The organism is Bradyrhizobium sp. BR 10261 (assembly GCF_019455395.1).
Taxonomy (GTDB): domain Bacteria; phylum Pseudomonadota; class Alphaproteobacteria; order Rhizobiales; family Xanthobacteraceae; genus Bradyrhizobium; species Bradyrhizobium manausense.
In genome coordinates this window covers 205,015-230,295 of the sequence record NZ_JACOFQ010000010.1, presented here as the reverse complement: position 1 = coordinate 230,295, position 25,281 = coordinate 205,015, and the positions used below count along the sequence as shown (strand labels likewise).

Below are 25,281 nucleotides of genomic sequence, written 5' to 3'. Positions count from 1 at the left end.
CGGGACCATTCTGGACCACATCGTGGGCCATTCAGTATGGCTCATCAAATCGTGCGATCGCGGCTTCCGCGAGGTCTTGAGCCATGACGTGCTCGGGTTGCGGTTTCGAGGTCCAGGCCGGCTTTGCCTTCTGCCCGAAGTGCGGCACGAAGCAGCCGAACGCATGCCCTGGCTGCGGCTTTCCATGCGCGCCGGATTTCGCCTATTGCCCGAAGTGCGGCGTCCTCGTCTGTGAGGTCTCCACGGGCAGCGGGCAGGCATCGGCGCGGACGAGCCCGAGGACGGTGCCGATCCGGTCCTCCTCGCCACCGCTCGCGCCGACGGCCGAAGCTCAAGCCGCATTTCGACCTCTCTCGGGCGAGGTCGAGAGCGAAGCAAACCGCCGCACCATCACCGTGCTGTTTGCCGATCTCAGCGGCTTTACTGCGATGAGCGAGCGGCTCGATCCGGAGGTTATGCAGACCCTTCAGAACGAATTGTTCGAGGAGTTGACGGCCGCGGTGCAAGGCTTCGGCGGCTTCGTGGACAAATTCATCGGCGATGCGCTGCTTGCTCTGTTTGGTGCACCGGCCGCACACGAGGACGACCCGGAGCGGGCGGTCCGCGCTGCCCTCGATATGATCGGCCGGACGGCGCGTCTCAGCGAACGCGCAAAGGCATATGCCGGCTCACCCCTGCTGCTCCATGTCGGCATCAACACCGGGCACGTCGTCGCGGGCGGGCTCGGTGTGGGCGCTGCCAAATCCTATTCGGTGACCGGCGACACCGTGAATACCGCCCAGCGACTGCAGTCGATGGCGGCGCCGGGCGAGGTGCTGGTCGGCCCGTTGACCCACCGCCTGACGCGGCACGCCTTCTCCTACGACTCGCTTGGCGAGGTCTCGCTCAAGGGCAGGATGGGCAGCGTTCTGATCCATCGTCTGAAGGAGCCGCTCGAGACGCCGCGTGCGGCACGAGGCCTCGACGCGCTGGGCCTCAATGCGCCGGTGATCGGCCGCGACGCAGAGCTTGCGCGCATGATCGGCTGCCTTGATCTGGCGTGCGGCGGCGCGGCTCAACTGGTGCGCCTGGTCGGCGAAGCCGGCATCGGGAAAACCCGCCTGGTCAGCGAATTCGTAGCCCGCATCCGCGATGACGATCGCTTCGCAGGCGTGGCGATCCGGCAGGCGGCCTGCTCGCCGCTCGGCGAACAATCCTATGGCGCGCTCGCCGCGGTGCTGCGCAGCGCCTATGGCATCGCGCAGAAGGCCGGCGCTGCGGAGGCAGAGGCGAAAGTCGCCGAAGCGCTGTCGGAGCTTGGTCTCGCGACGGACGAGGCCGACCGTCTGATGCCCCTCTATCTGCACGTGCTCGGCCTCGGCGACCCCAGTGCCGTGCTGAGGCACGTCGAGCCCGAACAGCTCCGCCGGCAGATATTCTTCGCGATCCGCACCATCTTTGAACGCCGCCTGGCACGGTCGCCGCTGCTGATCGTCGTCGAGGACCTGCACTGGGCCGACGCGGTGTCCCTTGAAGCGTTGCGGTTCCTGATGGACCGTTTGGAGCGGACGCGGCTGATGCTGCTGTTCACGCATCGGCCGGTGCTGGAACTGGACCAGTTCGGTTCGAGCAAAATCAGTCACGCAACGCTTCGGCTACCCCAACTTGGCGAGGTCGACGGACAAAGATTGCTCGCGGCCTATTTCATTCACGGTTGGCGTGAACCGCCGAGACGCCTGTTCAGTCGTATCCTCGATCGCGCCGGCGGCAATCCGCTTTTCCTCGAGGAGATCATCCGCGGCCTGATCGAAGCCGGCGCCCTGGAGCGTGACGGCGCGCTATGGCGGGTGAAGTCGGATGAAGCCGCCGCGGACATTCCGGCGAGCATCCAGGCTTTGTTGCTAGCGCGCCTCGACCGCTTGCCGCACCAGGTGCGCCGCCTGGCACAGGAGGCAGCGGTGATCGGTCCGCGCTTTGATGCGGCTGTTCTCGGCGCTGCGGCAACCGATCCGGCTAGGGTTGATGCAGGGCTCGAACTTCTGTGCGAGGTTGAGATCATCGAGGAGATCGCGGGCTCGAACTCGATTTCCCTGCGGACCTACCGCTTTACGCAAACCATGCTTCAGGATGTGATTTATCAAAACCTGCTCCTGCAGCGCCGGATCGAGCTTCATGAACGGATTGGTGCCGCGCTGGAGCGGCTTTATGGTGTTGAGCCGGAGCGCCTCGAAGATCTCATACTGCTCGGACATCACTTCAGTCTGAGCGCGAGCAGGCCGAAAGGCGCGCGCTATCTGCGCGCTGCCGGCGATCGCGCACGCGCAAGCTACGCCAATGACGATGCCCTTCGATTCTACCAGCAGTCGCTCGAGGTACTGTCGGCCGGCAGCGAATGGGAGCCGGAACGCCTCGTCCTGCACGAGCGCATTGCCGACCTCTGTCGCGTGGCTGGCCGCCGAAGCATGGCCGAGGAGCATTATCGATGCGCGCTGGAGCGATACCGCGCGGCAGAGGACCGCGTCGGCGAGGCGCGAATTCTACGCAATCTCGGCCGATTGTTGTGGGACGCCGGCAAGCGCGTCAACGCGGAGGCGCACTATGCCGAGGCGGCAGAGCGGCTTGCGGGGGTCGACGCGCCGATCGAGTGGGCACACCTCCTGCAGGAGCGCGGCCGTCTCGCGTTTCGCGTGGGTGATCACGTCGCTGCCGCGCGATGGGCCGACGAGGCGCTCGGCTACGCGCGCTCTGTGTCGGTGGACGCGGACGGTCAGGCCGGCATCGAGGCGGCGCGCGCCATTGCGGAGGCGCTCAACACCAAAGGGGTTGCGCTGGCGCGGCTTGGGCGACACCAGGATGCAGTCCATGAGGTGGAGCAAAGTGTCGCGTCTGCCGAAGCCGCCGGCCTCCTCAACGTGGCGTGCCGCGGCTACACCAACCTCGGAGTGCTCTACACCATCATCGACCCGGCGCAAGCCATCGACGTATGCCGGCGTGGGCTCGATGTCGCTCATCGCATCGGCGATCTCGGCTTCCAGGCGCGCCTTCTCGCCAACTTTTCCGTCGCCTGTTGCACTTTCACGGACAGATGCACCGATGAGGGGGTGCCGGCTGCCGAAAAGGCGATCGAGATCGACCGTGCGCTCGATCAGCGCGAGCATCTCCCGGTACCCTTGATCGTGCTCGGGCAGATCCATCAATGCCATTTCCGGCCTGACCTTGCCGTGCGCTGCTACCACGAGGCCATCGAGGTCGCGAGTGAGACCGGTGAGCCGCAGCAGCTTTTTCCATGCTATGATGGTCTTGCGACTTTGAATCTTGATCGAGGCGACCTGCCGGAGGCCGAGCGTTATTTCGCGCTGGCCCATGATGTCTGTGAGCGGCATGGGCTCGATCCTGCTGGGCTGATCGTACTGCCGTTTCTTGACTAGCCAATGTGAGGGAGTTCAACCATGTCAGATCGTCATGTCGATGGACCGCTTCAACCGGGTGATCGCGCACCAAACGTCGTGCTGGAGGCCATCACACGCGAAGGGAAGATCGCACTCGAGGATTACCGCGGGCAACGTCCGATATTGGTCGGCTTGTTTCGGGGCCTGCACTGCCCATTCTGCCGGCGCCACATCGCGGCGCAGGCCCAACTCGACGGCGCGCTGCGCGGAAGGGGCATTGAAAGTCTCACGATCGTCAATACGCCGGCCGACCGGGCGCGGCTCTACTTCCGCTATCATCCCCTGCCGAACTTGCTCGCTGCCTCCGACCCCGAGAGGGTCTCGCATCGTGCGTTCGGTTTGCCCAATCTCGAGTTCACGGAGAACGAGACCGATTGGCCGCGCAAGGTCGGCATGGATGTGCTCATGAGCATGCCACCAGTCGATATGCCCGGCGAATTGCCTGGTCCGATGGCGCGTCCGGCGGCCGCCGAGTACCTCAACAACAAGGACGGCTATGAGATGACCGAAGCCGACCAGCGCATGGCGGCAGGCGGCACAGGCCAACTGTTCGGCCAATTCCTGCTCGATCGGGAAGGGATCGTGCGCTGGACCTTCACCGAGGTTCCGGATGGCGGCCGGCGCATGTTCGGAGCGCCGAGCCATCAGGAGCTGATGTCGGCCGCCTCGCAGGTGGCAAGCTAGGCAAGGAAGATCAGCTCGCCGTCCTCGGCTGCCTTTCCGCCAACGCCGCCGCCATCGCCGAGATCAGCGGGCGCATGAAGAAGGCTTCGTCGGCCGGCGAAACGTCGGTGCGCAAACCATGCGCGGCGAGTTCGCCGGAGACGGCCGGTCCGACTGAGGCGATCAATGTCCGCTCAAGCCCCGCGCGCAGCTTCGCTTCGCTGCCATGCGCCTTGGCCGCCTCGATCAGCCGGCGGACCTGGCCAAGATTTGTCAGCGCGATGGAGTCGATGCGCCCCTCCGCCATCTCGTCGATGGCGGCGACGATATTGGCGTTCGCGGCTTTGGAGTCGTAGACGTAAGGCAGCACCGTATCGACCTCCGCACCTTGCGCCGCGAGTGCGCCGGTCAGCGCGCTGTGGTCCTTGTCCGGATAGAGCTGGAGGCCGAGGCGGTGCCCCTTCAAGTCGAGCTTGCCCAGCATCTCGATCACGCCTTCGGTGGTCGGCTTCTCGGTGGTCTGCTGCGCCTCGAGCGCGATTTCACGCAGCGCCTTGCCGGGTTTCGGCCCGCGGGTAAATTTTCGCGTTTTGGCCAGTGCCGCGACAAAGTCTTGGTCGAGCCCGCGCGTGCGCGCGAGCTTCATGATCCGCCGCAGGCCTTCACCGGTCATCAGCACGAGGTCGTCAAACGGCTTGTCGATGGCGCGGCGGATCCAGGCTTCGACCGGGGCCGGGTCCGGCGCATCCTGAATGGTGAACATGGGGCATTGCACGACCTCGGCGCCCTGCTCGGCCAGGAGCTTCGAGAACTGCGCCTCCTCGCGGGTCTCCAGGATCAGGATGCGGGTGCCGTTCAAGCGGTCGGCCATGGGCGTGCTCCGGTCAGTCCAATATCGCAATCGTCCGTTCATCCTGACTCCGTCGTCGGGATTGGCGCAAGGCCAGCCACAGTGCTAGAGCAGGGCGCAAATCGCGGGTCGTTCCGCGCCGCTGCCCAATCTTTCGTCAAGAGCCATCTCTTCAACAGCCATCTCTTTAACAGCCATGCCCGATCATCAATACGTTCTGACCCTGTCCTGCCCGGATCGTCCCGGCATCGTCTCGGCGGTGTCGACCTTCCTGGCGAACTCCGGACAGAACATTCTCGACGCCCAGCAGTTCGACGACGTCGAGACCAAGAAATTCTTCATGCGCGTGGTGTTCACCGCGGCTGATCTCGCCGTGGAACTGGCGGCGCTGCAGACCGGCTTTGCCGCGATCGCCGAGCGTTTCGGCATGGAGTGGCAGATGCGCGACCGCGCCGCGCATCGCAAGGTGATGCTGCTGGTGTCAAAGTCCGACCATTGCCTGGTCGACATCCTCTACCGCTGGCGCACCGGCGAATTGCCGATGAGCCTGGTCGCGATCGTCTCCAACCACCCGCGTGAGGTCTATGCCGGGCTCGATTTCGGCGAGATACCGTTCCATTATCTGCCAGTCACCAAGGAGACCAAGCGCGAGCAGGAGGCTCAGATCCTCGATCTCGCCGCCAGGACCGGGACCGATCTCGTGGTGCTCGCCCGCTACATGCAGATCCTGTCGGATGATCTGTCGGCAAAACTGTCCGGACGCTGCATCAACATCCATCACTCGTTCCTGCCGGGCTTCAAGGGCGCCAAGCCCTATCACCAGGCCCATGAGCGCGGCGTTAAGCTGATCGGCGCCACCGCCCATTACGTCACGCGCGATCTCGACGAAGGCCCGATCATCGACCAGGACGTCGAGCGCATCAGTCATCGCGACACGCCTGAGGATCTCGTTCGCAAAGGCCGCGACATCGAACGCCGCGTGCTCGCGCGCGCAATCCGCTATCACCTCGACGACCGCGTCATCCTCAACGGCCGCAAGACCGTGGTGTTCGTGGATTAGCGAATGGTGAGTGGCGATTAGGCGAATAGAAAAGGGGGCATATTCGCCACCTCAGTGCACCGCCTCGCCCGACGTGGATCCGGTCGCGCCCTTCTGCGCCTGCTCTTCCTTGTCGCGATCCGCCGCCGGCATCAGCCGCTTGCGCTCGCGTTCCTTCATGTAGGCGTCGTATTGCGGCGTGCCCGGCCGGGGCGGGGCATCCGCCGGCAGGCCGCCGGCCCATTGCGGGATGTAGTCGCCCATGCCGGCCGAGAGCTTTTCGTTGACCGTGCCGCAGCCGGACAGGCCCGCGGCGAGCGCGAGCAGGGAGACGATGAAACGGAAACGTCTGGACATGGTCGGGTGCAGCAATCGGGACGAGGGACCGGGCGCCGGACGAGCGGCGCTGTCGGAACGGTAGCCTTCAACAAGGTAAAATAGGCTTATTCGAGATAGGTATAAAAATACCTTGATGATATCGGCGGATCGGGTCTCCCCGATGTCCGGATTCTGCAAATGAAAGACGAAATTCTCCATCCACGCCGACGGACGCATTCCTAGACTGCAGCCGTCGGCTCGCGACAATCTGCTTGGCTGGCGCGAGGGCTTTTTCGTTGACAGCTCCATTTCATTTGTACAATCGTACAAATGAAATGGAGCGAACTCGGGGGCTCGGGTTACCTGACGTAACCGCGACATCGCTTCCAATCTTGGTTAACCGAACGCGCGGGCATTGCGCCGAATGGTCGCCAAACGTCCGATTGACAATGACGGCCCGAAAGACGCCATGTGGCGCGCGATATCGCGCATGCGCGGGTCAAAGTGAGGCAAGGATCGGGGCACTCGGTCCACCGCGGGAATGAAGGGGAGGGACATCTGATGTTCGAACACAAGACGTTTTCTCGGGCGGCTGCCATTGCCGCCATCGCGGGCCTTGCGGGCCTCTCACCGGCCAAGGCGGAAGACACCGTCAAGATCGGCCTGATCCTGCCGATGACCGGCGGCCAGGCCTCGACCGGCAAGCAGATCGAGAACGCGATCAAGCTCTACATGCAGCAGAACGGCGAAACCGTCGCCGGCAAGAAGGTCGAGATCATCGTCAAGGACGATGCGGCGATCCCGGACAAGACCAAGACCGCCGCGCAGGAGCTGATCGTCAACGACAAGGTCAACTTGATCGCCGGCTTCGGCGTCACGCCGGCGGCGCTCGCCGCAGCGCCGCTTGCCACGCAAGCGAAGATTCCGGAAATCGTGATGGCAGCGGGCACCTCCATCATCACCGAGCGCTCGCCCTATATCGTGCGCACCAGCTTCACGCTGGCGCAGTCCTCCACCATCATCGGCGACTGGGCGGTGCAGAACGGCATCAAGAAGGTGGCGACGCTGACCTCCGACTACGCGCCGGGCAACGATGCGCTCAACTTCTTCAAGCAGAATTTCACTGCCGGTGGCGGCGAGGTGGTCGAAGAGGTCAAGGTCCCCCTGCAAAATCCTGATTTCGCGCCGTTCCTCCAGCGCATGAAGGATGCCAAGCCCGACGCGATCTTCGTGTTCGTGCCGGCGGGCCAGGGCGGCAATTTCATGAAGCAATATGCCGAGCGCGGCCTCGACAAGGCCGGCATCAAGGTGATCGGGCCGGGCGATGTCACCGACGACGATCTCCTCAACAACATGGGCGACGCCGTGATCGGCACCGTGACCGCACATCTCTATTCCGCGGCCCATCCCTCGCAGATGAACAAGGACTTCGTGGCGGCGTACAAGAAGGCCTTCAACAGCCGTCCCGGCTTCATGGCGGTCAGCGGCTATGACGGCATTCACCTGATCTACGAGGCACTGAAGAAGACGGGTGGCGACACCGACGGCACCAAGCTGGTCGAGGCCATGAAGGGCCAGAAATGGGAGAGCCCGCGCGGCCCGATCTCGATCGATCCGGAGACCCGCGACATCGTCCAGAATATCTATATCCGCAGGGTCGCAAGGTCGAAGTCTGACGGCGAGCTCTACAATGTCGAGTTCCAGGTCTTCGAGGCCGTCAAGGATCTCGGCAAGACCAAGAAGTGACCCGCGAAGCGGGTCATCCCGGGGCGACATCAGGATCGATCCAGTCTCGATGACCTCAATCCTCACCAACCTGTTCGATGGCGTGGCCTACGGCATGCTGCTGTTCGTGCTCGCCTGCGGGCTTGCGGTCACGCTGGGCCTGATGAACTTCGTCAATCTCGCCCATGGCGCCTTCGCCATGGCCGGCGGTTATGTCTGCATGCTGCTGGTGAACCAGCACGGCTGGCCGTTCTTCGCGGCCCTGCCGCTCGCCTTCGTCTCGTCCGCGGTGATCGGCATCGTGCTCGAGCGCACGCTCTATCGCCACCTCTATGCGCGTGGCCATCTCGACCAGGTGCTGTTCACGATTGGATTGACGTTCATGTCGGTCGCGGCCGTGGACTACATCCAGGGCTCCTCGCGCGTCTTCATCAACCTGCCGGCTGCCCTGCAAGGTCAGTTCGACGTGTTCGGCGTCGGCATCGGCCGCTACCGGCTGATGATCATCGTGATCTGCGGCCTGCTCACCATCGGTCTGCAGATGGTGCTGGCCAAGACGCGTTTCGGCAGCCGTCTGCGCGCCGCCGTCGATGATCCCCGTGCCGCGAGCGGCCTCGGCATCAACGTGCCGCAGGTGTTCGCCTTCACCTTTGCATTCGGCTGCGGGCTTGCCGGCCTTGGCGGCGCGCTCAGCGCCGAGATCCTCGGCCTCGATCCATATTTCCCGCTGAAATTCATGATCTACTTCCTGATCGTGGTCACCGTCGGCGGCTCCTCCTCGATAACAGGCCCGTTCCTGGCCTCGCTGCTGCTCGGCATTGGCGACGTCGCCGGCAAATATTACGTGCCGAAGATGGGACCCTTCGTGATCTACACCATGATGATCGTGATCCTGATCTGGCGACCGAACGGCCTGTTCGGCCGCACGGCCGCACGTTGAGCTTGCCGATGAGCGCTTCGTCCGACGTCGGTTATCACGCCCAGCGGCAGGCGCGCTGGCACTATGGCGAGGCCGTCTTCTGGCTCGTCGTGCTCGCCTGCGGCTTTCTGTTTCCCTCGCGTTATCTGATCATGACCGACATCCTGCGGCTGGCGCTGTTTGCGATCTCGCTCGATCTCATCCTCGGCTATGCCGGCATCGTCTCGCTCGGCCACGCCGCCTTCTTCGGCGTCGGCGCCTATGCCGCAGGACTTCTTGCGCTTCATGGCATCATCAACGAGCCGGTGCTGGCGCTGATCGCGGCGGGACTTGCCGCGATGGTGCTCGGCTTTGCCACAAGCTTTCTGGTGATCCGCGGCGTCGACTTGACGCGCCTGATGGTGACGCTCGGCATCGCGCTGCTGCTGGAGGCGCTCGCCGAACGCTTCTCCAACATCACCGGCGGCACCGACGGCCTTCAAGGTATCGAGATGCAGCCGATCCTCGGCGAGATCCCGTTCGACATGTTCGGCAAGGCCGGCTTCTTCTATTCGCTGGCCGTGCTGTTCGTGCTGTTCCTGCTGGCCCGGCGCATCGTGCATTCGCCGTTCGGCCTGTCGCTGCGCGCGATCAAGAACAACCCGCTGCGTGCGGCTGCCATCGGCATCCCCGTCAACCGCCGCCTGATCGCGATCTATACGCTTGCGGCGTTCTACGCCGGCATTGCGGGCGCGCTGTTCACCCAGACCACCGCGATCGCCTCGCTCGACGTATTCGCCTTCGACCGCTCCGCCGACCTGATGCTGGTGCTCGTCATCGGCGGCACCGGCTATCTCTATGGCGGGCTGATCGGCGCCGTGATCTTCCGCATGCTCCAGGAAGTGTTCTCCACCATCACCCCGCAATATTGGCAGTTCTGGATCGGGCTCGTTCTGGTCGTGATCGTGCTGGTCGGCCGCCAGCGACTGCACTATGGCGTGCTGTTCCTGCCCAATCTGCTGATCAAGCAGATTGCAGGACGCAAGGCGGTCGTGACAGTGCCGGAGAGCGACGCATGACCATCGCGCTCGAAACCCGAAACCTCGAAAAGACCTTTGGCGGTCTGCGCGTCACCCGCGACCTCTCGCTCAGGATCGAGCAGGGCGCTCGCCATGCGCTGATCGGGCCGAACGGCGCCGGCAAGACCACGGTGATCAACCAGCTCACCGGCGTGCTCAAGCCGAATTCGGGTCGCATCCTGCTCGAAGGCCAGGACATCACCGATCTGCCGGTGCACAAGCGCGTGCTGCGCGGCCTGTCGCGCACCTTCCAGATCAACCAGCTCTATCCCGATCTCACCCCGCTCGAGACCATCGGCCTTGCCGTCTCCGAGCGCCTCGGCCATGGCGGCGACTGGTGGCGGCGCATGGGCACGCGTAGCGACGTCAACGGCGAGATCGCCGATCTCCTGAGGCGCTTCCATCTGCTCGATGCCATGAACGAGCAGACCGTAAAGCTGCCCTACGGCAAGCAGCGCCTGCTCGAGATCGCGGTCGCGATCGCTGCCAAGCCGCGCGTGCTGCTGCTCGACGAGCCCGCAGCCGGCGTGCCGGAGAGCGAGCGCCATGACATTCTCGCTGTTGTCGGCAGCCTGCCGCGCGACGTCACGGTGCTGCTGATCGAGCACGACATGGACCTCGTGTTCTCGTTTGCCGACCGCATCTCGGTGCTGGTCTCCGGCGCGCTGCTGACCGAAGGGGCGCCCGAGCAAGTCGCGCGCGATCCGCAGGTGAAGGCGGTCTATCTCGGCGAGGAGGCGGTCAATGTCTGACCTGCTCGCAATCGACCAGCTTCGCGCCGGCTATGGCGAGGCGGTGGTGCTGCCCAACATGTCGCTGCGTCTCGCCGAGGGACAGGTGCTGGCGCTGCTGGGACGTAATGGCACCGGCAAGACCACGCTGATCAACTCCATCGTCGGCGTCACCCGTCGCTTCTCGGGTACCGTTGGTCTCGCCGGCACGGACGTCACGAGCTTGCGACCCGACCAGCGGGCGCGGGCCGGCATCGGCTGGGTGCCGCAGGAGCGCAACATCTTCCGCTCGCTGACGGTGGAGGAGAACATGACCGCGGTGGCGCAGCCCGGTCCCTGGACCGTCGAGAAGGTCTACGAGATGTTCCCGCGGCTGAAGGAACGCCGCAGCAATTTCGGCAACCAGCTCTCCGGCGGCGAGCAGCAGATGCTGGCGATCGGCCGCGCGCTGACCCTCAACCCGAAGGTCCTGCTGCTGGACGAGCCGACCGAGGGTCTCGCCCCCATCATCGTCGAGGAGCTGCTGAAGGCGATCGGGACCATCACCCGGGGCGGCGGCATCTGCTCGATCATCGTCGAGCAGAACGCGCAAAAGATTCTGGGGCTCGCCGACCGTGTTGTGATATTGGAGCGCGGAACGATCGTCCACGACGCCCCGAGCGCCGCGCTGAAGGCCGACCCGTCGGTCCTGGAGCGTCACCTCGGTGTCGCAGGGGCGGCGGCCCACTAGAAAATCCTCGGGAGTTCAAGAATGCAGCGAACCAAAGCCCCCTTCCGTGCCGACGAGGTCGGCAGCCTTCTGCGCCCTGCCAAGATCAAGGACGCACGCGCGAAACTCGAGAAGGGCGAGATCTCGACCGACGATCTGCGCAAGATCGAGGACATGGAGATCGAGAAGGTCGTGCACAAGCAGGCCTCGATCGGCCTCAAGCTCGCGACCGACGGCGAATTCCGCCGCTCCTGGTGGCATTTCGACTTCCTGGCCAAGCTCACCGGCTGCGAGCTGTTCCACCCCGATACCGGCATCCAGTTCGCGGGCGTGCAGACCCGTCACGACGCGGTGCGGGTGATCAACAAGCTCGATTTCCCCGACAATCACCCGATGCTCGACCATTTCCGCTTCCTGAAGAAGGTCGCCGACCAGGCCCACGTCACCGCCAAGATGACGATCCCCTCGCCAGCCGTGCTGCACTTCCGCGGCGGGCGCAAGTCGATCTCCAAGGACGTCTATCCCGACCTCGAGCCCTTCTACGAGGATCTCGGCAAGACCTACCGCAAGGCCGTGAAGGCATTTTACGACGCGGGCTGCCGCTATCTGCAGTTCGACGACACCGTCTGGGCTTATCTCTGCTCGCAGGACGAATTGCAGAAGGCGCGTGAGCGCGGCGACAATCCGGACGGTCTCCAGCAGATCTACGCCCGCATCATCAACTATGCGCTGGCCGAGAAGCCAGCCGACATGGTGGTGACGACGCATGTCTGCCGCGGCAATTTCCGCTCGACCTGGATTTCTTCGGGTGGCTACGAGCCCGTGGCAGAGACCTTGCTCGCAGGCACCAATTACGACGGCTACTTCCTCGAATACGACAGCGACCGCGCCGGCGGCTTCGAGCCGCTGCGCTTCCTGCCCAGGGGCAACAAGGTCGTCGTGGTCGGCGTCATCACCTCGAAGTTCGGCGAGCTCGAGAAAAAGGACGACATCAAGCGTCGTCTTGAAGAGGCCGCCAAGTTCGCGCCGCTGGAGCAGCTCGCGCTGTCGCCGCAGTGCGGCTTTGCCTCGACCGAAGAGGGCAACATCCTCTCCGAGGAAGAGCAGTGGGCCAAGCTGAGCCTTGCGGTGGAGATCGCGAAGGAAGTGTGGGGCACCTGAGCCTCTAGCGTCGAGCGCGCGAGTGGAGCGAAGCCTCACTACACACTCACTGTCATTCCCCGCGTAGGCGGGGAATCCAGTACGCCGCGGCCTATCGATTCAATCACAACTGTCTCGGAGTACTGGATCGCCCGGTCGAGCCGGGCGATGACAGCTGAGTGTTGGGCGAATAGCCCCACATTCAACGTCAGCCCGCGCGTCGTCACTTCTCCGCCAGATAGACCTCGCCGAGCAGCGACGAGTTCGACCACGGCACCTGCTTGTTCTTCGTGGCCGACACCACTTCGGCCCGCACCCGCGTCAGCATCTGCTGCACTTCGAGGCCCGGCGTGCCGATATGGCGGGACAGCGCGGCGGAGAAGGGCGAGTTGGCGCCTTCGCCATCGAGCGCGACCTGGCCGGGCGCGGTCGCGAATGCGATCAGCGTGCCAGCCCCCAGCGTCGCACCTGATCCGAGACTGGACGGTGCGGCGAGGCCCGACGCGCCCTCGATGCCGCGACTGCTGCCGGCGCTTGCGACTTGCTGCGCCATCGGGTTGTTGCGGCAGGCGTCGAAGATCAAAATGTTGGTGCGAACCTGGTCGTCCAGACCCGCCATGATCGTGTCCATGTCGATCATGGCCTCGGTCATGCTGCTGCCTGGCTTCAGCGCGACATCGACGGGAATGAGATAGTTGCGGCCGTCGATCTGCACGCCATGGCCGGCATAGTAGACGAGGGCCACCTGCGCCCGTGCGGCCTCGCGCAGGAAGTCGCGCGTCATCTTCTGCATCGCGGCGCGGTCGAGGTCGACGCCCTCCGATACCGTGAAGCCGATGTCGCGCAGGCTCTTTGCGACCGCGCGCGCGTCGTTGGGCGGATTGGGCAGCGCCTTCACATGGGCATAGGCCCCGTTGCCGACGACGAGCGCCATGCGGCTGCCGCGAACGGCCGGTGCAGGCGAGGGCGCAGGAGACGGTGCAGGTGCCGCGCCCGTCTGCTGCGGGGCTGGCGCTGCCGCCGGTTGCGTCGCCGGCGGTGGCGCATCGCGCGGCATCGGCGCGGCTGCGTCGCTCACCAGCGACAGCCGCACCTTTGCGGTCGCCTGGACCGCCTTGCTGCCGGCGTCGGAGGCCGTGATCGCCAGTGACGCGTTGTAGTCTTCGCGGGCATGCGCGTAGTCGCCCTTGGCCTCATAGGCGAGCGCGCGATGGGCATAGCCGGAGATCAGCACGCTGTTCGGCGGCGTCATGATGTTGGCTGGGGGCTTGTCCTTGGCTAGCCGGATCGCCTCGCTGCCATCGGCGATCGCGCGATCGAGATCGCCCCTGGCGCGCCAGATCGCGGTGCGCTGGATCAGCGGCTGCGGCAGCGTCGGGTCGATCCGGATCGCCTGATTGAGGTCGGCGAGCGCGCCGTCCAGATCGCCGAGCGCCTCCTTGGAGATGCCGCGATTCTGGAATGAGAACGCCGATCTGGGATCCGCCTTGATCGCCATGTCGTAGTCGGCGATCGCCTTGGTGTAGTCGCCCTTGCCGCGCCAGGCATTGCCGCGGTTGTGGAAGATGATGCCACTTGGCGGGCCGAGCTTTAGCGCATCATCGAAATCGGCGATCGCGATGTCGTAGTCGCCCTTGTCGAAATAGGCCGAGCCCCTGAGATTGTAGACCGCCTGGCCCGGCTGCAGCCGGATCGCCTCGGTGGTGTCGGCAATGACCTTGGCGTAGTCGCCTTTCTTGTTCCAGCCCACCGCGCGCCAGAAATAGACGGTCGCGAGCTGCCCGCCCTTGAAGACCTTCAGGGCGATGATCTTGGTGCAGGCGTCGACCATCTGGTCCGCCGGCGTGGTCTCGGTGGTGCAGAGCGGCCCCAGCTGGCTGCGCGACTGGCCGAGCAGGGCGCCGACCAAAGGGTCGCGGCGAGCAAAGCGAGCACGACGAGCAGGCGGCTCATGGGGGGTCCTCGAGGAGACGTGCTTGTTTGTTGTCTGGCGGCAGGTCGGGGTTCACGCACGTGTCATCGGCTGTGGGGGTAACGCAGGCGGTGGTATTCCCTCGGTGGGCAGAATTTGCTACGGGGTTGGTCCCAATTTTTCTGCCCACCGCTTTCCCATCGATGAAGAACGACGAAATCCTGAGCCAAATCACCGAGTTCTGCCGCAAGGCGGACATGGCGGAATCGACGTTTGGCCGGCGGGCGGTGAACGATGGGAAGCTCGTGCAGCGCCTGCGCGAGGGCAAGCGCATCACCATCGACACGCTGGAGCGGATTCAGGCCTATATCGCGGCATCGACGACCGGTGGCCTGCCGCCGCCGCGGGGGCTCCAGGTCCCCCCGGAGAAGCGTGATCCGCGTGGCAATTTCCGCTTCTTCGAGAACCGGCAGAAATATCTGCTGTTCGTCCACACCTGCAGCGAAAAGCGGGTGATCGCCGACCGGGTGGCGCTGGAGCTGTCCACCATCCATCCGCGCCCGCCGGCGCTGCGCATTTTCGATGCCGGTGTCGGCGACGGCACGGTGCTGGCGCGCGTGCTGCGCGCCACGCATCAGCGCTACCCGCATATGCCGTTCTATGTCGCCGGCAAGGAGCTTAGTCTCGAGGATCTGCGGCTGACGCTCGAGAAGGTGCCGGACCGCATTTTCGAGCATCCTGCGTCGGTTTTCGTCTTCACCAACATGTTCTATTCGGAGGCGCCCTGGCTGACGCCGGCCTCGCCTGCTGCGGCCGCGGCCACGGTCTGGCACGAGGTCCCGCTGAGGGGGGCCTCGTCGGGCGAGTTCGAGCAGCAGATCGCCGAGCTACGGCCGTTCCTGGAGCAGAATTGGCGGGCGGCGATCAGCCCGCGTACGGCAATGCCGCTTTACGAGCGGCCGGTCGTGCTCGTGCTCTACCGCGACGACCATCGATTCCTGCTCGATTCGACCATTCCGCGGCCCGGGCAGACCGAGGCCAATTTCGACCTCGTGATCGCATCCCAGCCATACCGGGCCCTGTCCTCGGTCAATTTTCGGGCCAAGCGGATCGTTGCACCGCTGGCGCGGGCGTTGCGACCGGGCGGCCGCCTGATCGGAATCCACTCTCATGGCCACGATCCCGGCATGGAAATGATCCAGGCCATCTGGCCCGGAGAAAACCCTTTCTCGGTGAGCCGTCATGAGCTATTGCGCGCGGTCAAGTATGAACTCGGATCGTTGGGCCGCGACCTAAATTTTAATGCTTACGCGGACAACCGTTCGATCTTCAGGTATGATATGGAAGCGCTGCCCAACGAGGTGACGGGTACCATCGGGACCTCGACGGCCTTTGCAGCGTGGAATGCGGCGGTGTATGTCGCTCAGATTGAGGACGACCGGTTGACAGATATGACTCAAAACGGCCGCACTCTGGATGCCGCCAGAGATGTGCTGCGGAAGTACAACGGGCTCTGGTTTCTTGACGAATCCTACGTCATCTCGCGCCGGCGTGATTGACATAATCCAACTGTAAACATCGCAAACGTCCGCCGGTAGCGGTGGAACAAGGGGTTTCTTGATGCGCGCGTCCTATCTCTTCACCAGCGAGTCCGTGTCCGAAGGCCATCCGGACAAGGTCTGTGACCGGATCTCGGATGAAATCGTCGACCTGTTCTACCGCGAAGGGCCGAAAGCCGGCATCGATCCGTGGCAGATCCGTGCCGCCTGCGAGACGCTGGCGACCACCAACAAGGTGGTGATCGCCGGTGAGACTCGCGGTCCGAAGTCGGTCACCAGCGAGCAGATCGAAAGCGTCGTGCGCGGCGCGATCAAGGACATCGGCTACGAGCAGGAAGGCTTCCACTGGAAGACCTGCGACATCGAGATCCTGCTGCACCCGCAGTCGGCCGACATCGCGCAGGGCGTCGATGCGCTGCAGCCGGGCGAGGTCAAGGAAGAGGGGGCGGGCGACCAGGGCATCATGTTCGGTTACGCCACCAACGAGACGCCCGACCTGATGCCGGCGCCGATCTTCTACGCCCACAAGATCCTCCGCCTGATCTCGGAAGCCCGCCACTCCGGCAAGGAGAAGGTGCTCGGCCCCGACTCCAAGAGCCAGGTCACCGTGCAGTACGAGAACGGCAAGCCGGTCGGCGTGCGAGAGATCGTGGTCTCGCACCAGCATCTGGTTCCGGACCTCACCTCGAACCAGGTCCGCGAGATCGTCGAGCCCTATGTGCGCGAGGCCCTGCCGAAGGACTGGATCACGCCGAAGACCATCTGGCACATCAACCCGACCGGCAAGTTCTACATCGGCGGTCCCGATGGCGATTCCGGCCTGACCGGCCGCAAGATCATCGTCGACACCTATGGCGGCGCTGCACCGCACGGCGGCGGCGCGTTCTCCGGCAAGGATCCGACCAAGGTCGATCGTTCGGCCGCTTATGCTGCGCGCTACGTCGCCAAGAACATCGTCGCCGCCGGTCTTGCCGATCGCTGCACGCTGCAGCTCGCCTACGCCATCGGCGTGGCGCGCCCACTGTCGATCTACATCGACACCCACGGCACCGGTAAGGTGTCGGAGGATCAGCTCGAGAAGGCCGCCGCCAAGGCGATGGACCTGACCCCGCGCGGCATCCGCAGCCATCTCGACCTCAATCGCCCGATCTACGCGCGCACCTCGGCCTACGGCCATTTCGGCCGCACGCCCGACAACGAGGGCGGCTTCTCCTGGGAGAAGACCGACCTCGTCGAGCAGCTGAAGCGCGCGCTCTAGTTCTCTTGCGTCGTTCCGGGGCGCCGCGACAGCGGCGACCCCGGAATGACGAGCCAAACAGACAGGAACCCCCAATGAACGCGAAGCCCGGCTTCACCGATTACATCGTCAAGGACATTTCGCTCGCCGATTTCGGCCGCAAGGAGCTCTCGCTCGCCGAGACCGAGATGCCTGGCCTGATGGCCACCCGCGAGGAGTTCGGCCCCAAGCAGCCTTTGAAGGGTGCGCGCATCGCCGGCTCCCTGCACATGACGATCCAGACCGGCGTGCTGATCGAGACGCTGGCAGCGCTCGGCGCCGACATCCGCTGGGTCTCCTGCAACATCTATTCGACGCAGGACCATGCCGCCGCGGCGATCGCGGCCGCCGGCATTCCCGTCTTCGCCGTCAAGGGCGAGACGCTCAAGGATTACTGGGACTACACCGCAAAGCTGTTCGACTGGCACGGCGGCGGTCATCCGAACATGATCCTCGATGACGGCGGTGACGCCACCATGTACGTCCATCTGGGTCTGCGGGCCGAGAAGGGCGACACCGCGTTCCTGGACAAGCCGGGCTCGGAAGAAGAGGAAGTCTTCTTCGCGCTTCTGAAGAAGCAGCTGAAGGAGAAGCCGAAGGGCTACTTCGCCGCGATCGCCGCGAGCATCAAGGGCGTGTCGGAAGAGACCACCACGGGCGTGCATCGTCTCTACGACATGCAGAAGGCCGGCACGCTGCTGTGGCCCGCCATCAACGTCAACGACAGCGTCACCAAGTCGAAGTTCGACAACCTCTATGGCTGCCGTGAATCGCTGGTCGACGGCATCCGGCGCGGCACCGACGTGATGATGTCGGGCAAGGTCGCGATGGTCGCGGGCTTCGGCGACGTCGGCAAGGGCTCGGCGGCCTCGCTGCGCCAGGCCGGGTGCCGCGTGATGGTGTCGGAAGTCGATCCGATCTGCGCGCTGCAGGCCGCGATGGAAGGCTACGAGGTCACGACCATGGAAGACGCCGCGCCCCGCGCCGACATCTTCGTCACCGCGACCGGCAACAAGGACATCATCACCATCGACCACATGCGCGCGATGAAGGATCGCGCCATCGTCTGCAACATCGGTCACTTCGACAACGAGATCCAGATCGCCGGTCTGCGCAATCTGAAGTGGACCAACATCAAGCCGCAGGTCGACGAGATCGAATTCCCCGACAAGCATCGCATCATCCTGCTGTCGGAAGGTCGCCTCGTGAACCTCGGCAACGCGATGGGCCATCCTTCGTTCGTGATGTCGGCGTCCTTCACCAACCAGACGCTGGCGCAGATCGAGCTGTTCGCCAACAACAAGGACGGCAAGTACAAGAAGGAAGTCTACGTGCTGCCGAAGACGCTCGACGAGAAGGTCGCGCGTCTCCACCTCGCCAAGATCGGCGTCAAGCTCACCGAGCTGCGCAAGGACCAGGCCGACTATATCGGCGTCAAGCCGGAAGGCCCGTACAAGAGCGATCACTACCGCTACTGAGCCGCAGGCCTGTCGACCAACAACGCGAAGCCCCGGAGCGATCCGGGGCTTTGTCGTTTCGGCCCGTGGAATTCAACCCGTTTGGCGGCTTCCGCACGCCCTGATTGCCGATTGACGCCCAGCAACGTCGAGCGGACAATCCCCGCGCGGCGGAGGAAACCATGCAACAAGAACATTTCGACGTGCTGATCGTCGGTGCCGGACTATCAGGCATTGGCGCGGGCTATCATCTTCAGAGCAAGTGCCCGGGCAAGAGCTACCTCATTCTGGAGGGGCGCGACTCCATCGGCGGCACCTGGGACCTGTTCCGCTATCCCGGCGTCCGCTCCGACAGCGACATGTTCACGCTCGGCTATTCCTTCAAGCCGTGGACCGATCCGAAGGCGATCGCCGACGGGCCGCAGATCCTGAACTATGTGCGCGAGACCGCCGCCGAGAACGGTATCGACAAGCACATCCGCTTCCGCCATCGCGTCAGGGGCGCGGCGTGGTCGACCAGTGACGCCCGCTGGACCATCGAAGCCGAGCGCGCGGCGGACGAGGGCGCGACGGAGCTCGTGCGCTTCACCTGCAATTTCTTGTTTCTGTGCGCGGGCTACTACAAATACGAAGCGGGCTACACGCCGGAATTCGCGGGCGCTGCCGACTTCGCCGGCCGGATCGTGCATCCGCAGAAATGGACCGAGGATATCGACTACGCCGGCAAGCGCGTCGTCGTGATCGGCTCCGGCGCGACCGCGGTGACGCTGGTGCCGGAGCTCGCCAAGACGGCGGCGCAGGTCACCATGCTGCAGCGCTCGCCGACCTATGTGGTGTCGCGTCCGGCGCAGGATCCCCTGGCCAACAAACTGCGCCGCAACTTGCCGGCGCGGCTGGCCTATCATTTGATCCGCTGGCGCAACGTGATGTGGGGGATGTTCTTCTTCCAGCTCAGCCGGCGCAAGCCGGCGAAGGTGAAGGACTTGATCCTGACGGGCGTGAGAGCTGCGCTTGGGCCGGATTACGACATCGCGACCCATTTCACGCCGCGCTACAATCCCTGGGACCAGCGGCTCTGCCTCGTGCCGGACGGCGATCTTTTCAAGGCGATCCGCGAGAAGCGCGCCGCCGTGGTCACCAACGAGATCGACACTTTTACGCACGATGGCATCCGCCTCAAGGACGGCAGCGAGCTTGCCGCCGACATCATCGTGACCGCGACGGGCCTGGTGCTCCAGGTCGTCGGCGGCCTCGAGGTCAGCGTCGATGGCCGTCCCGTCGATTTCGCCAAAACTCTCACCTACAAGGGCATGATGTATGCCGACGTGCCCAACATGGCGTCGGCCTTCGGCTACACCAATGCGTCCTGGACGCTGAAATGCGATCTCACTTGTGAATATGTCTGCCGGCTCATCAACTACATGGACCGGCACAATTTCCGGCAAGCCATGCCGCACAATGCCGATCCTGCTATCACCGCCCAGCCGTCGCTGGATTTTACCTCGGGTTATGTGCAGCGCTCTGTCGCAAAATTGCCAAAGCAGGGCTCGAAGCGACCGTGGCGGCTGTTCAGAACTATGCGCTCGACATCGTTTCCTTGCGCTTCGGCAAAATCGACGACGGCGTGATGCGGTATTCCTGATCGCGCCACGCAGGATCGCGGGATGGCCTCGCGTTCGCTTGAGACGAATCGCGACTTGTGGTAGTATCTTGCGCTGCAACAGGTTCGTTTCCGACAGCACCTGAGTTCCACGTCGTTGCCGTCCTTGGGGAGCGCAGGACATGCACGTCGTTGCCCTGGTCACGCAAAAAGGCGGAAGCGGCAAGAGTACGCTGTCCGTTGGACTGGCGGTGGCAGCAATGCAGCGCGCCGAGCGCGTCGCTCTTATTGAGGCGGACGCGCAGGGTACGGTCTCGAAATGGAAAGCGCGCCGCGAGAATCCCTATCCTTGCGTCGAGCGCGTTACCGATCCGGCCGAGATCGAACCGTTGATCGCGCGCCTGAGCGCCGAAGGCGTCTGGCTCGCCATCTTCGACACAGCTGCGACGACCAACAGCCTGGCGATGCGCGTCATCGCCTGCGCCGATCTCTGTCTCATCCCGGCGCGCCCGAGCCCGGCCGATATCGAAGCCGCAATCCCTACGCTGATTGCCATTCGCAGGCTCAATCGCCGCTTTGCCTTCATCCTCAATCAGACGCCGACGCGGGGCTGCCGCCTGAGCGAAGCTGCCACATCGCTGAGCTCGATCGGCGCGCTTGCGCTCCCGTTTATTGCGCAGCGTAACGATCACCAGGATGCGCTCGGAGCGGGGTTAGGCGTCACTGAGTTTGCACCGGCGGGCAAAGCTTCGGATGAGATTGGCAGTTTGTGGGGTTGGATCGCGGGGCACTTGGAAGAGTTGGACGATCATGGGAAAGGCACGCTCAAAGCGGCCTGCTGATGTTGCACGCGCCGGGCGTCGCTCGCTGCTGGAATTGGCGGCGGAAGTGAGCCGTGCGGTCGACGAGGGTCTGGCCATGCCGCCGGGCTCGGTCGCCGTCGCCCAAGATGCGCCGCAGATCGTGCAAGAAGAGCCTGCTCCGATGACCTTTCCGGTACAAGGAAAAGCCCGCGTCACCCTTGCAAGTCCCCAACCTCCGGGCAGTACCACCACTGATCTCATTGTCGATATGGCCAAGGCGTATCAAGCCCGCGCCTTGGACGGCATGAGCGCTACGTTCAACTACGCCAATGACCTCGCAAAGTCACGGCTGGTCGGTGTGACATCGGAGGCCAATGGAACAGTCGTCGTGGGAAGCGAGATCATCGACGCGATTGGAACGGCAGCTGAGTGGCGCGCCGTCGTGCTCGAACTGATGAAGGTCAATGCGGGCGCGACCCTGGAGTATGCGCAGGAGCTGGGCCGTGCAAAAACGCTGGCGGAGTTGGTGGAGCTGTCGGCCACGCATGCGCGAAAACAATGTGAGTTGGTCCTCGAGCAAACCGAGTTGCTGAGGTCAGTTGCTCAAAGGATGACCAAGCCCAGCGTCAGGTAATGCCGCTTGCCTGCCATCATCGCGCTCAGGACCTGCGCGGGACGACCAGGGCGAGCCCGAGATCGATCGCGAGCGCCAGCACCATGGCGCCACCGCCGAGAGCGAACAGGACGAGATAGTCGCCGCCGGTCTGCGCATAGATCCAGGAGAAGCCGTAAGCTGCGGCCGCCTGGAACAGCGCAAAGCTGGCGGTGGCGTGGCTCCACGTCGAGCGCTGCTGCTCGCCGGAGTGCGGGACGAGCTCATGGATACGGCCGAGCACCAGCGGCACGATGCCCGGCGTGAAGCCCCCGATCACCACACTCGATACGATCAACGAAACCGGTGCGGTGCTGATGGCCGGAAGCAGTACGGCCGCCGCTTCAATCAGGAACGCAGCGCGTATGGCTGTTCCGAATCCGGAGCGGTCGCCGAGATGGCCGGTGACGAGCGGGCCGACGATCGCACCGAGGCCGTACAGCACCCAATAGCGCGATCCCGCTGCGATGCCTTGGCTGAGGCCCCGCGCGACGAAGTCTACCATGAAGACCATGTGCGGGACCAGCGCCACGGCATTGAGGCCGTACTGGATCAGCAGTGCACGGGCGGCAGGCGAGGCGTGATGCTGCTTCACCTGGTGCAAGGGTGCGACATGGGAATTGGCCTCGCCAGGCCAGCTCCACCAACTCATCGCAGTGAGCACGGCCGAGAGCGCGCCAAGCCCATACCAGCTCTGCTGCAAGCCTTGTTGTAGGAGCAGCGGCACCAGCGTGCCCGATGCGGCAACGCCGAGGCCGACGCCGGCAAAGATCACGCCGCCGACGATGCCGCGCCGGCCGGGCGAGGTGCGCGGAAGAATAACGGAAGCAGCCAGCACCATGATGATCCCGCCGGTGAGACCCGACAGGAAGCGCCAGGTGAAGAACCAGATGAAAGACACCGGCGCAGAGCTGGCAAAGAAGCCGAGGGTTGCAAGCAGCATCATCGCCCGCAGCGCGCGGACCGCGCCGATGCGAGCCGCGACTGCTCGCGCTGCGAGCGCGCCGGCGAGGTAGCCGGCAAGGTTCGCAGCGCCCAGATAGACCACGTCGGAAGCGCTGAACCACTTTGCTGCGATCAGCGCCGGGATCAGCGGCGTGTAGGAGAAGCGAGCAAGGCCAAGCCCGACCAGCGATGCGGAGAGGCCGGCGACGGCATATCGCCAGGTCGGCTCTGACGCCGCGTTCGGCCGCTGATGAGGCCGGGCGTGACGCCCAGTGTTTGCGTTGAGTTCGGTCATTGTCATCCTCATGGGCGGGCTCAATGGCCGGCGATCTGGCCGCCGTCGACATGCAAGATCTCGCCGGTGACGAAGGACGCACCCTCCAGATAGAGCACGGCATCAACGATGTCGGACATCTCGCCCATGTGGCCGACCGGGTGCATCGCGCCGTATTGGGCGTGCGTCGAAATCGGGTGCATCGGCGACTTGATGATCCCCGGCGCCACCGCGTTCACGCGGATGCCGCGCCTGGCGTATTCGATCGCGAGCGACCTGGTCGCGGCGTTCAGCCCGCCCTTGCTGAGCGAGGCCAGCACTGAGGGCACGTTCGAATTGGCATGATCGACGAGCGTTGTTGTGATTTGGACGACATGACCCGATCCCTGCTTCTCCATCTCGGCGATCGCGAGCTGGGTGATGTTGAAGAAGCCGGCGACGTTGGTGCCCATCACGGCCGCGTAGTCCTCGGCCGTGTATTGCGTGAAGGGCTTTGCGACGAAGATGCCGGCGTTGTTGACAAGCGTGTCGACGCGCCCGAAGCGCGCGAGGGCCTGCGCAACGACGCGCTCGGCCGTCTTGCGGTCAGCGATGTCGCCGGCGACGGCGAGGATATCGTCGTCGCCTGACGGCTTGATCGACCTCGCCGTGGCGACCACGCGATAATTGCGATCGCGAAAACCCTGGACCAGGGCGGCGCCGATGCCCTGCGATGCACCGGTGATGATGGCAACCTTCTGCTCGATACTCATGACGGGCTCCTGTTGTTGATCCGTGCCAGCACTGGCTGGCTTGCCCGTCGAGGTACGCCGCGGCGGCCCGGCTGCGAATACGCGCTGTCCGGCAGACACTCTTTCGCGGCGCGTACGAATGCTGCGCCGGCGCCTCGCGGCAGTTGTGGGGGTTGGGGCAAACGCCTAGCTTGCCGGGGATTTCAGAAGGACCGCGGGAAAGCATGGATCGTCTGGATGCAATGAAGGTGTTCGTCCTTGCGGTGGATGAGGGCAGCCTTGCCGCCGCGGGGCGAAAGCTCGGTCGTTCGCCGGCGGCGGTCAGCCGTGCCATCGCCTTTCTGGAAGAGCGGGTCGGCGCCGAGCTGCTGCATCGGACCACGCGATCGATCAAGCTGAGCGAGGAGGGCGAGCGCTATGTCGCGGTCTGCCGCCGCGTGCTGGTCGAGCTGGAGGAGGCCGACGACATCGCAGCTGGCCCGCGTACCGCGCCGCGCGGCCTGCTGACGATCACCGCTCCGGTGGTGTCAGGCGAGATGGTGCTGCGGCCGATCCTGGATGCGTTTCTGGACGCCTATCCCACAGTGTCGGCGAAGCTGCTGCTGTTCGACCGCGCGGTCAATCTCATCGACGAAGGCGTGGATGTCGCGCTTCGCATCGGTCCGCTCGCGGACTCGGCGATGGTGGCGACGCGGATCGGCGAGGTCCGCCGTGTCGTCGTGGCAGCTCCGCGCTATCTCATGCAACATCCGCGGATCGAAGAGCCCGGGGACCTTACCAAGCATCAGATCGTGGCGATGGCCCATCTTCCCAATTCATGGACCTTCAAGCCCCCGGAAAACTCGTCAGCGCCCCGCACGGTCCGGTTCACTCCGCGTCTCACCGTCAGCAGCACCTATGCCGCCGTGGCTTCCGCCGTCGCCGGGCGCGGCGTGGCGCGGATGTACTCCTATCAGGTCGCCGAGCAGGTCGCGCGCGGCGAGCTCGAGATCGTGCTTGCTGGCGACGAGGACCCCGAGATGCCGGTTCACCTGATCTGTCCGCAGGGTCGCCTCTCGGTGCCGAAGGTGCGGGCCTTCACCGACTTCGCAGTTCCCCGGCTCAGGAAGCAGTTTGCACTGCTCAAGAAGAGTCTCGGTGTGCGCTAGAGATCGCGGACGCCGCGACCGCCAATGTGTTGTTTTGCGTATACGGCCGCCCGGCTGAATCGGCGATGGTTCCCGAACGGTTAACGCCGATTTAACGGATGGGTCCTAGCCTGTCTCGGCCGGGGTTACTCGCAAGGCCGAGGTGAGCCCAATGGAAGCCCAGAAGATCGCGGTCGACGCCGTTGTGGCGCTGACCGATTGTGACCGCGACGCCGTCATTGCATTCATCCGCCGGCTCTATCTTGCCGGTGTCACCGATCCCAAGCGCCTGACTTTCAAAGGTCTGCAGGCGCTGTCCCGGGCGTGATTCGGCTCGTTTCGGTCCGTTTTCGCCCCGGTTCATC

General features: G+C 64.4%; 20 protein-coding genes and 2 pseudogenes. 17 read left to right on the top strand and 5 right to left on the bottom strand.

Annotation, left to right across the window (positions count from 1 at the left end; all coding sequences use genetic code 11):
* The first annotated feature begins 83 nt into the window (after positions 1-83).
* Positions 84-3,407, top strand: a complete 3,324-nt coding sequence (locus HYH07_RS14465) for an adenylate/guanylate cyclase domain-containing protein (protein WP_220003113.1) — start codon at positions 84-86, stop codon at positions 3,405-3,407.
* 21 nt (positions 3,408-3,428) lie between these two features.
* Positions 3,429-4,112 carry a redoxin domain-containing protein gene (locus HYH07_RS14460; protein WP_220003112.1) on the top strand — a complete coding sequence of 228 codons (684 nt, stop codon included), beginning with the start codon at positions 3,429-3,431 and terminating at the stop codon, positions 4,110-4,112.
* Positions 4,113-4,122: 10 nt separating this feature from the next.
* Here HYH07_RS14460 and HYH07_RS14455 read toward each other — a convergent pair whose 3' ends face one another.
* Positions 4,123-4,962, bottom strand: coding sequence for a uroporphyrinogen-III synthase (locus tag HYH07_RS14455; protein WP_220003111.1), 840 nt, complete (start codon positions 4,960-4,962; stop codon positions 4,123-4,125).
* Positions 4,963-5,137: 175 nt separating this feature from the next.
* Between HYH07_RS14455 and purU the strand changes: the two genes are divergently transcribed.
* Positions 5,138-6,001: a formyltetrahydrofolate deformylase gene (gene purU, locus HYH07_RS14450; protein WP_220003110.1), complete on the top strand. Its 864-nt coding sequence runs from the start codon at positions 5,138-5,140 to the stop codon at positions 5,999-6,001.
* 51 nt (positions 6,002-6,052) lie between these two features.
* On the opposite strand, the gene HYH07_RS14445 is transcribed toward purU, so the two are convergent.
* On the bottom strand, positions 6,053-6,337 hold the full coding sequence (locus HYH07_RS14445) for a hypothetical protein (protein ID WP_220003142.1): 285 nt from the start codon (positions 6,335-6,337) through the stop codon (positions 6,053-6,055).
* Between the two features lie 522 nt (positions 6,338-6,859).
* Here HYH07_RS14445 and HYH07_RS14440 point away from each other — a divergent pair.
* From HYH07_RS14440 to HYH07_RS14415, 6 genes are read left to right on the top strand one after another with little or no spacing between them, the layout of a single operon-like run.
* Positions 6,860-8,044 carry an ABC transporter substrate-binding protein gene (locus tag HYH07_RS14440; RefSeq protein ID WP_220003109.1) on the top strand — a complete coding sequence of 395 codons (1,185 nt, stop codon included), beginning with the start codon at positions 6,860-6,862 and terminating at the stop codon, positions 8,042-8,044.
* A gap of 49 nt (positions 8,045-8,093) precedes the next feature.
* On the top strand, positions 8,094-8,963 hold the full coding sequence (locus HYH07_RS14435) for a branched-chain amino acid ABC transporter permease (protein ID WP_220003108.1): 870 nt from the start codon (positions 8,094-8,096) through the stop codon (positions 8,961-8,963).
* 8 nt (positions 8,964-8,971) lie between these two features.
* The gene (locus tag HYH07_RS14430; protein WP_220003107.1) at positions 8,972-10,000 is read left to right on the top strand and encodes a branched-chain amino acid ABC transporter permease; all 1,029 of its coding nucleotides are present in this window, start codon (positions 8,972-8,974) and stop codon (positions 9,998-10,000) included.
* Positions 9,997-10,752, top strand: coding sequence for an ABC transporter ATP-binding protein (locus HYH07_RS14425; RefSeq protein ID WP_220003106.1), 756 nt, complete (start codon positions 9,997-9,999; stop codon positions 10,750-10,752). The genes HYH07_RS14430 and HYH07_RS14425 overlap by 4 nt, the downstream gene beginning before the upstream one ends.
* Positions 10,745-11,461 (top strand): ABC transporter ATP-binding protein, encoded by a 717-nt coding sequence (locus HYH07_RS14420; RefSeq protein WP_220003105.1) that lies wholly within the window; start codon positions 10,745-10,747, stop codon positions 11,459-11,461. Before HYH07_RS14425 ends, HYH07_RS14420 begins: the two co-directional genes overlap by 8 nt.
* 21 nt (positions 11,462-11,482) lie before the next feature.
* Positions 11,483-12,601 (top strand): cobalamin-independent methionine synthase II family protein, encoded by a 1,119-nt coding sequence (locus HYH07_RS14415; RefSeq protein ID WP_220003104.1) that lies wholly within the window; start codon positions 11,483-11,485, stop codon positions 12,599-12,601.
* A 202-nt stretch (positions 12,602-12,803) separates the two neighbouring features.
* Here the strand turns inward: HYH07_RS14415 and HYH07_RS14410 are convergent.
* Positions 12,804-14,533 (bottom strand): annotated as a pseudogene (locus HYH07_RS14410) (caspase family protein).
* A 162-nt stretch (positions 14,534-14,695) separates the two neighbouring features.
* Between HYH07_RS14410 and HYH07_RS14405 the strand changes: the two are divergent.
* The 6 genes and pseudogenes from HYH07_RS14405 to HYH07_RS14380 all read left to right on the top strand — a co-directional run bounded on the left by HYH07_RS14405 (position 14,696) and on the right by HYH07_RS14380 (position 21,821).
* On the top strand, positions 14,696-16,051 hold the full coding sequence (locus HYH07_RS14405) for a hypothetical protein (protein WP_220003141.1): 1,356 nt from the start codon (positions 14,696-14,698) through the stop codon (positions 16,049-16,051).
* Between the two features lie 61 nt (positions 16,052-16,112).
* A complete protein-coding gene (gene metK / locus HYH07_RS14400; protein WP_220003103.1) occupies positions 16,113-17,309 on the top strand; it encodes a methionine adenosyltransferase in 1,197 nt (398 codons plus the stop codon).
* A gap of 74 nt (positions 17,310-17,383) precedes the next feature.
* A complete protein-coding gene (gene ahcY / locus HYH07_RS14395; RefSeq protein ID WP_220003102.1) occupies positions 17,384-18,805 on the top strand; it encodes an adenosylhomocysteinase in 1,422 nt (473 codons plus the stop codon).
* Between the two features lie 161 nt (positions 18,806-18,966).
* Positions 18,967-20,426: pseudogene (locus tag HYH07_RS14390) on the top strand (flavin-containing monooxygenase).
* A 140-nt stretch (positions 20,427-20,566) separates the two neighbouring features.
* Complete coding sequence (locus HYH07_RS14385; protein ID WP_220003101.1) at positions 20,567-21,226, top strand: ParA family protein; 660 nt, start codon at positions 20,567-20,569, stop codon at positions 21,224-21,226.
* Positions 21,195-21,821 (top strand): phasin family protein, encoded by a 627-nt coding sequence (locus HYH07_RS14380; RefSeq protein WP_220003100.1) that lies wholly within the window; start codon positions 21,195-21,197, stop codon positions 21,819-21,821. Before HYH07_RS14385 ends, HYH07_RS14380 begins: the two co-directional genes overlap by 32 nt.
* 25 nt (positions 21,822-21,846) lie before the next feature.
* Here the strand turns inward: HYH07_RS14380 and HYH07_RS14375 are convergent, their stop codons facing one another.
* Positions 21,847-23,079: a YbfB/YjiJ family MFS transporter gene (locus HYH07_RS14375; protein WP_220003099.1), complete on the bottom strand. Its 1,233-nt coding sequence runs from the start codon at positions 23,077-23,079 to the stop codon at positions 21,847-21,849.
* 20 nt (positions 23,080-23,099) lie between these two features.
* Positions 23,100-23,810 (bottom strand): SDR family NAD(P)-dependent oxidoreductase, encoded by a 711-nt coding sequence (locus tag HYH07_RS14370; protein ID WP_220003098.1) that lies wholly within the window; start codon positions 23,808-23,810, stop codon positions 23,100-23,102.
* 203 nt (positions 23,811-24,013) lie between these two features.
* Here HYH07_RS14370 and HYH07_RS14365 point away from each other — a divergent pair, with 203 nt between their 5' ends.
* Both HYH07_RS14365 and HYH07_RS14360 read left to right on the top strand, forming a co-directional pair.
* On the top strand, positions 24,014-24,937 hold the full coding sequence (locus HYH07_RS14365) for a LysR family transcriptional regulator (protein WP_220003097.1): 924 nt from the start codon (positions 24,014-24,016) through the stop codon (positions 24,935-24,937).
* A gap of 151 nt (positions 24,938-25,088) precedes the next feature.
* Complete coding sequence (locus tag HYH07_RS14360) at positions 25,089-25,244, top strand: hypothetical protein (protein WP_014493894.1); 156 nt, start codon at positions 25,089-25,091, stop codon at positions 25,242-25,244.
* Positions 25,245-25,281: the final 37 nt, after the last annotated feature.

Bases quoted from the DNA above. Each gene is read 5' to 3' on its own strand.
- HYH07_RS14365 (WP_220003097.1), top strand. From the start codon at position 24,014: ATGGATCGTCTGGATGCAATGAAGGTGTTCGTCCTTGCGGTGGATGAG.
- HYH07_RS14415 (WP_220003104.1), top strand. From the start codon at position 11,483: ATGCAGCGAACCAAAGCCCCCTTCCGTGCCGACGAGGTCGGCAGCCTT.
- HYH07_RS14465 (WP_220003113.1), top strand. From the start codon at position 84: ATGACGTGCTCGGGTTGCGGTTTCGAGGTCCAGGCCGGCTTTGCCTTC.
- HYH07_RS14360 (WP_014493894.1), top strand. From the start codon at position 25,089: ATGGAAGCCCAGAAGATCGCGGTCGACGCCGTTGTGGCGCTGACCGAT.
- HYH07_RS14405 (WP_220003141.1), top strand. From the start codon at position 14,696: ATGAAGAACGACGAAATCCTGAGCCAAATCACCGAGTTCTGCCGCAAG.
- HYH07_RS14380 (WP_220003100.1), top strand. From the start codon at position 21,195: ATGGGAAAGGCACGCTCAAAGCGGCCTGCTGATGTTGCACGCGCCGGG.
- ahcY (WP_220003102.1), top strand. From the start codon at position 17,384: ATGAACGCGAAGCCCGGCTTCACCGATTACATCGTCAAGGACATTTCG.
- HYH07_RS14375 (WP_220003099.1), bottom strand. From the start codon at position 23,079: ATGACCGAACTCAACGCAAACACTGGGCGTCACGCCCGGCCTCATCAG.
- purU (WP_220003110.1), top strand. From the start codon at position 5,138: ATGCCCGATCATCAATACGTTCTGACCCTGTCCTGCCCGGATCGTCCC.
- HYH07_RS14370 (WP_220003098.1), bottom strand. From the start codon at position 23,810: ATGAGTATCGAGCAGAAGGTTGCCATCATCACCGGTGCATCGCAGGGC.
- HYH07_RS14385 (WP_220003101.1), top strand. From the start codon at position 20,567: ATGCACGTCGTTGCCCTGGTCACGCAAAAAGGCGGAAGCGGCAAGAGT.
- HYH07_RS14430 (WP_220003107.1), top strand. From the start codon at position 8,972: ATGAGCGCTTCGTCCGACGTCGGTTATCACGCCCAGCGGCAGGCGCGC.
- HYH07_RS14440 (WP_220003109.1), top strand. From the start codon at position 6,860: ATGTTCGAACACAAGACGTTTTCTCGGGCGGCTGCCATTGCCGCCATC.
- HYH07_RS14425 (WP_220003106.1), top strand. From the start codon at position 9,997: ATGACCATCGCGCTCGAAACCCGAAACCTCGAAAAGACCTTTGGCGGT.
- HYH07_RS14435 (WP_220003108.1), top strand. From the start codon at position 8,094: ATGACCTCAATCCTCACCAACCTGTTCGATGGCGTGGCCTACGGCATG.
- HYH07_RS14420 (WP_220003105.1), top strand. From the start codon at position 10,745: ATGTCTGACCTGCTCGCAATCGACCAGCTTCGCGCCGGCTATGGCGAG.
- HYH07_RS14445 (WP_220003142.1), bottom strand. From the start codon at position 6,337: ATGTCCAGACGTTTCCGTTTCATCGTCTCCCTGCTCGCGCTCGCCGCG.
- metK (WP_220003103.1), top strand. From the start codon at position 16,113: ATGCGCGCGTCCTATCTCTTCACCAGCGAGTCCGTGTCCGAAGGCCAT.
- HYH07_RS14455 (WP_220003111.1), bottom strand. From the start codon at position 4,962: ATGGCCGACCGCTTGAACGGCACCCGCATCCTGATCCTGGAGACCCGC.
- HYH07_RS14460 (WP_220003112.1), top strand. From the start codon at position 3,429: ATGTCAGATCGTCATGTCGATGGACCGCTTCAACCGGGTGATCGCGCA.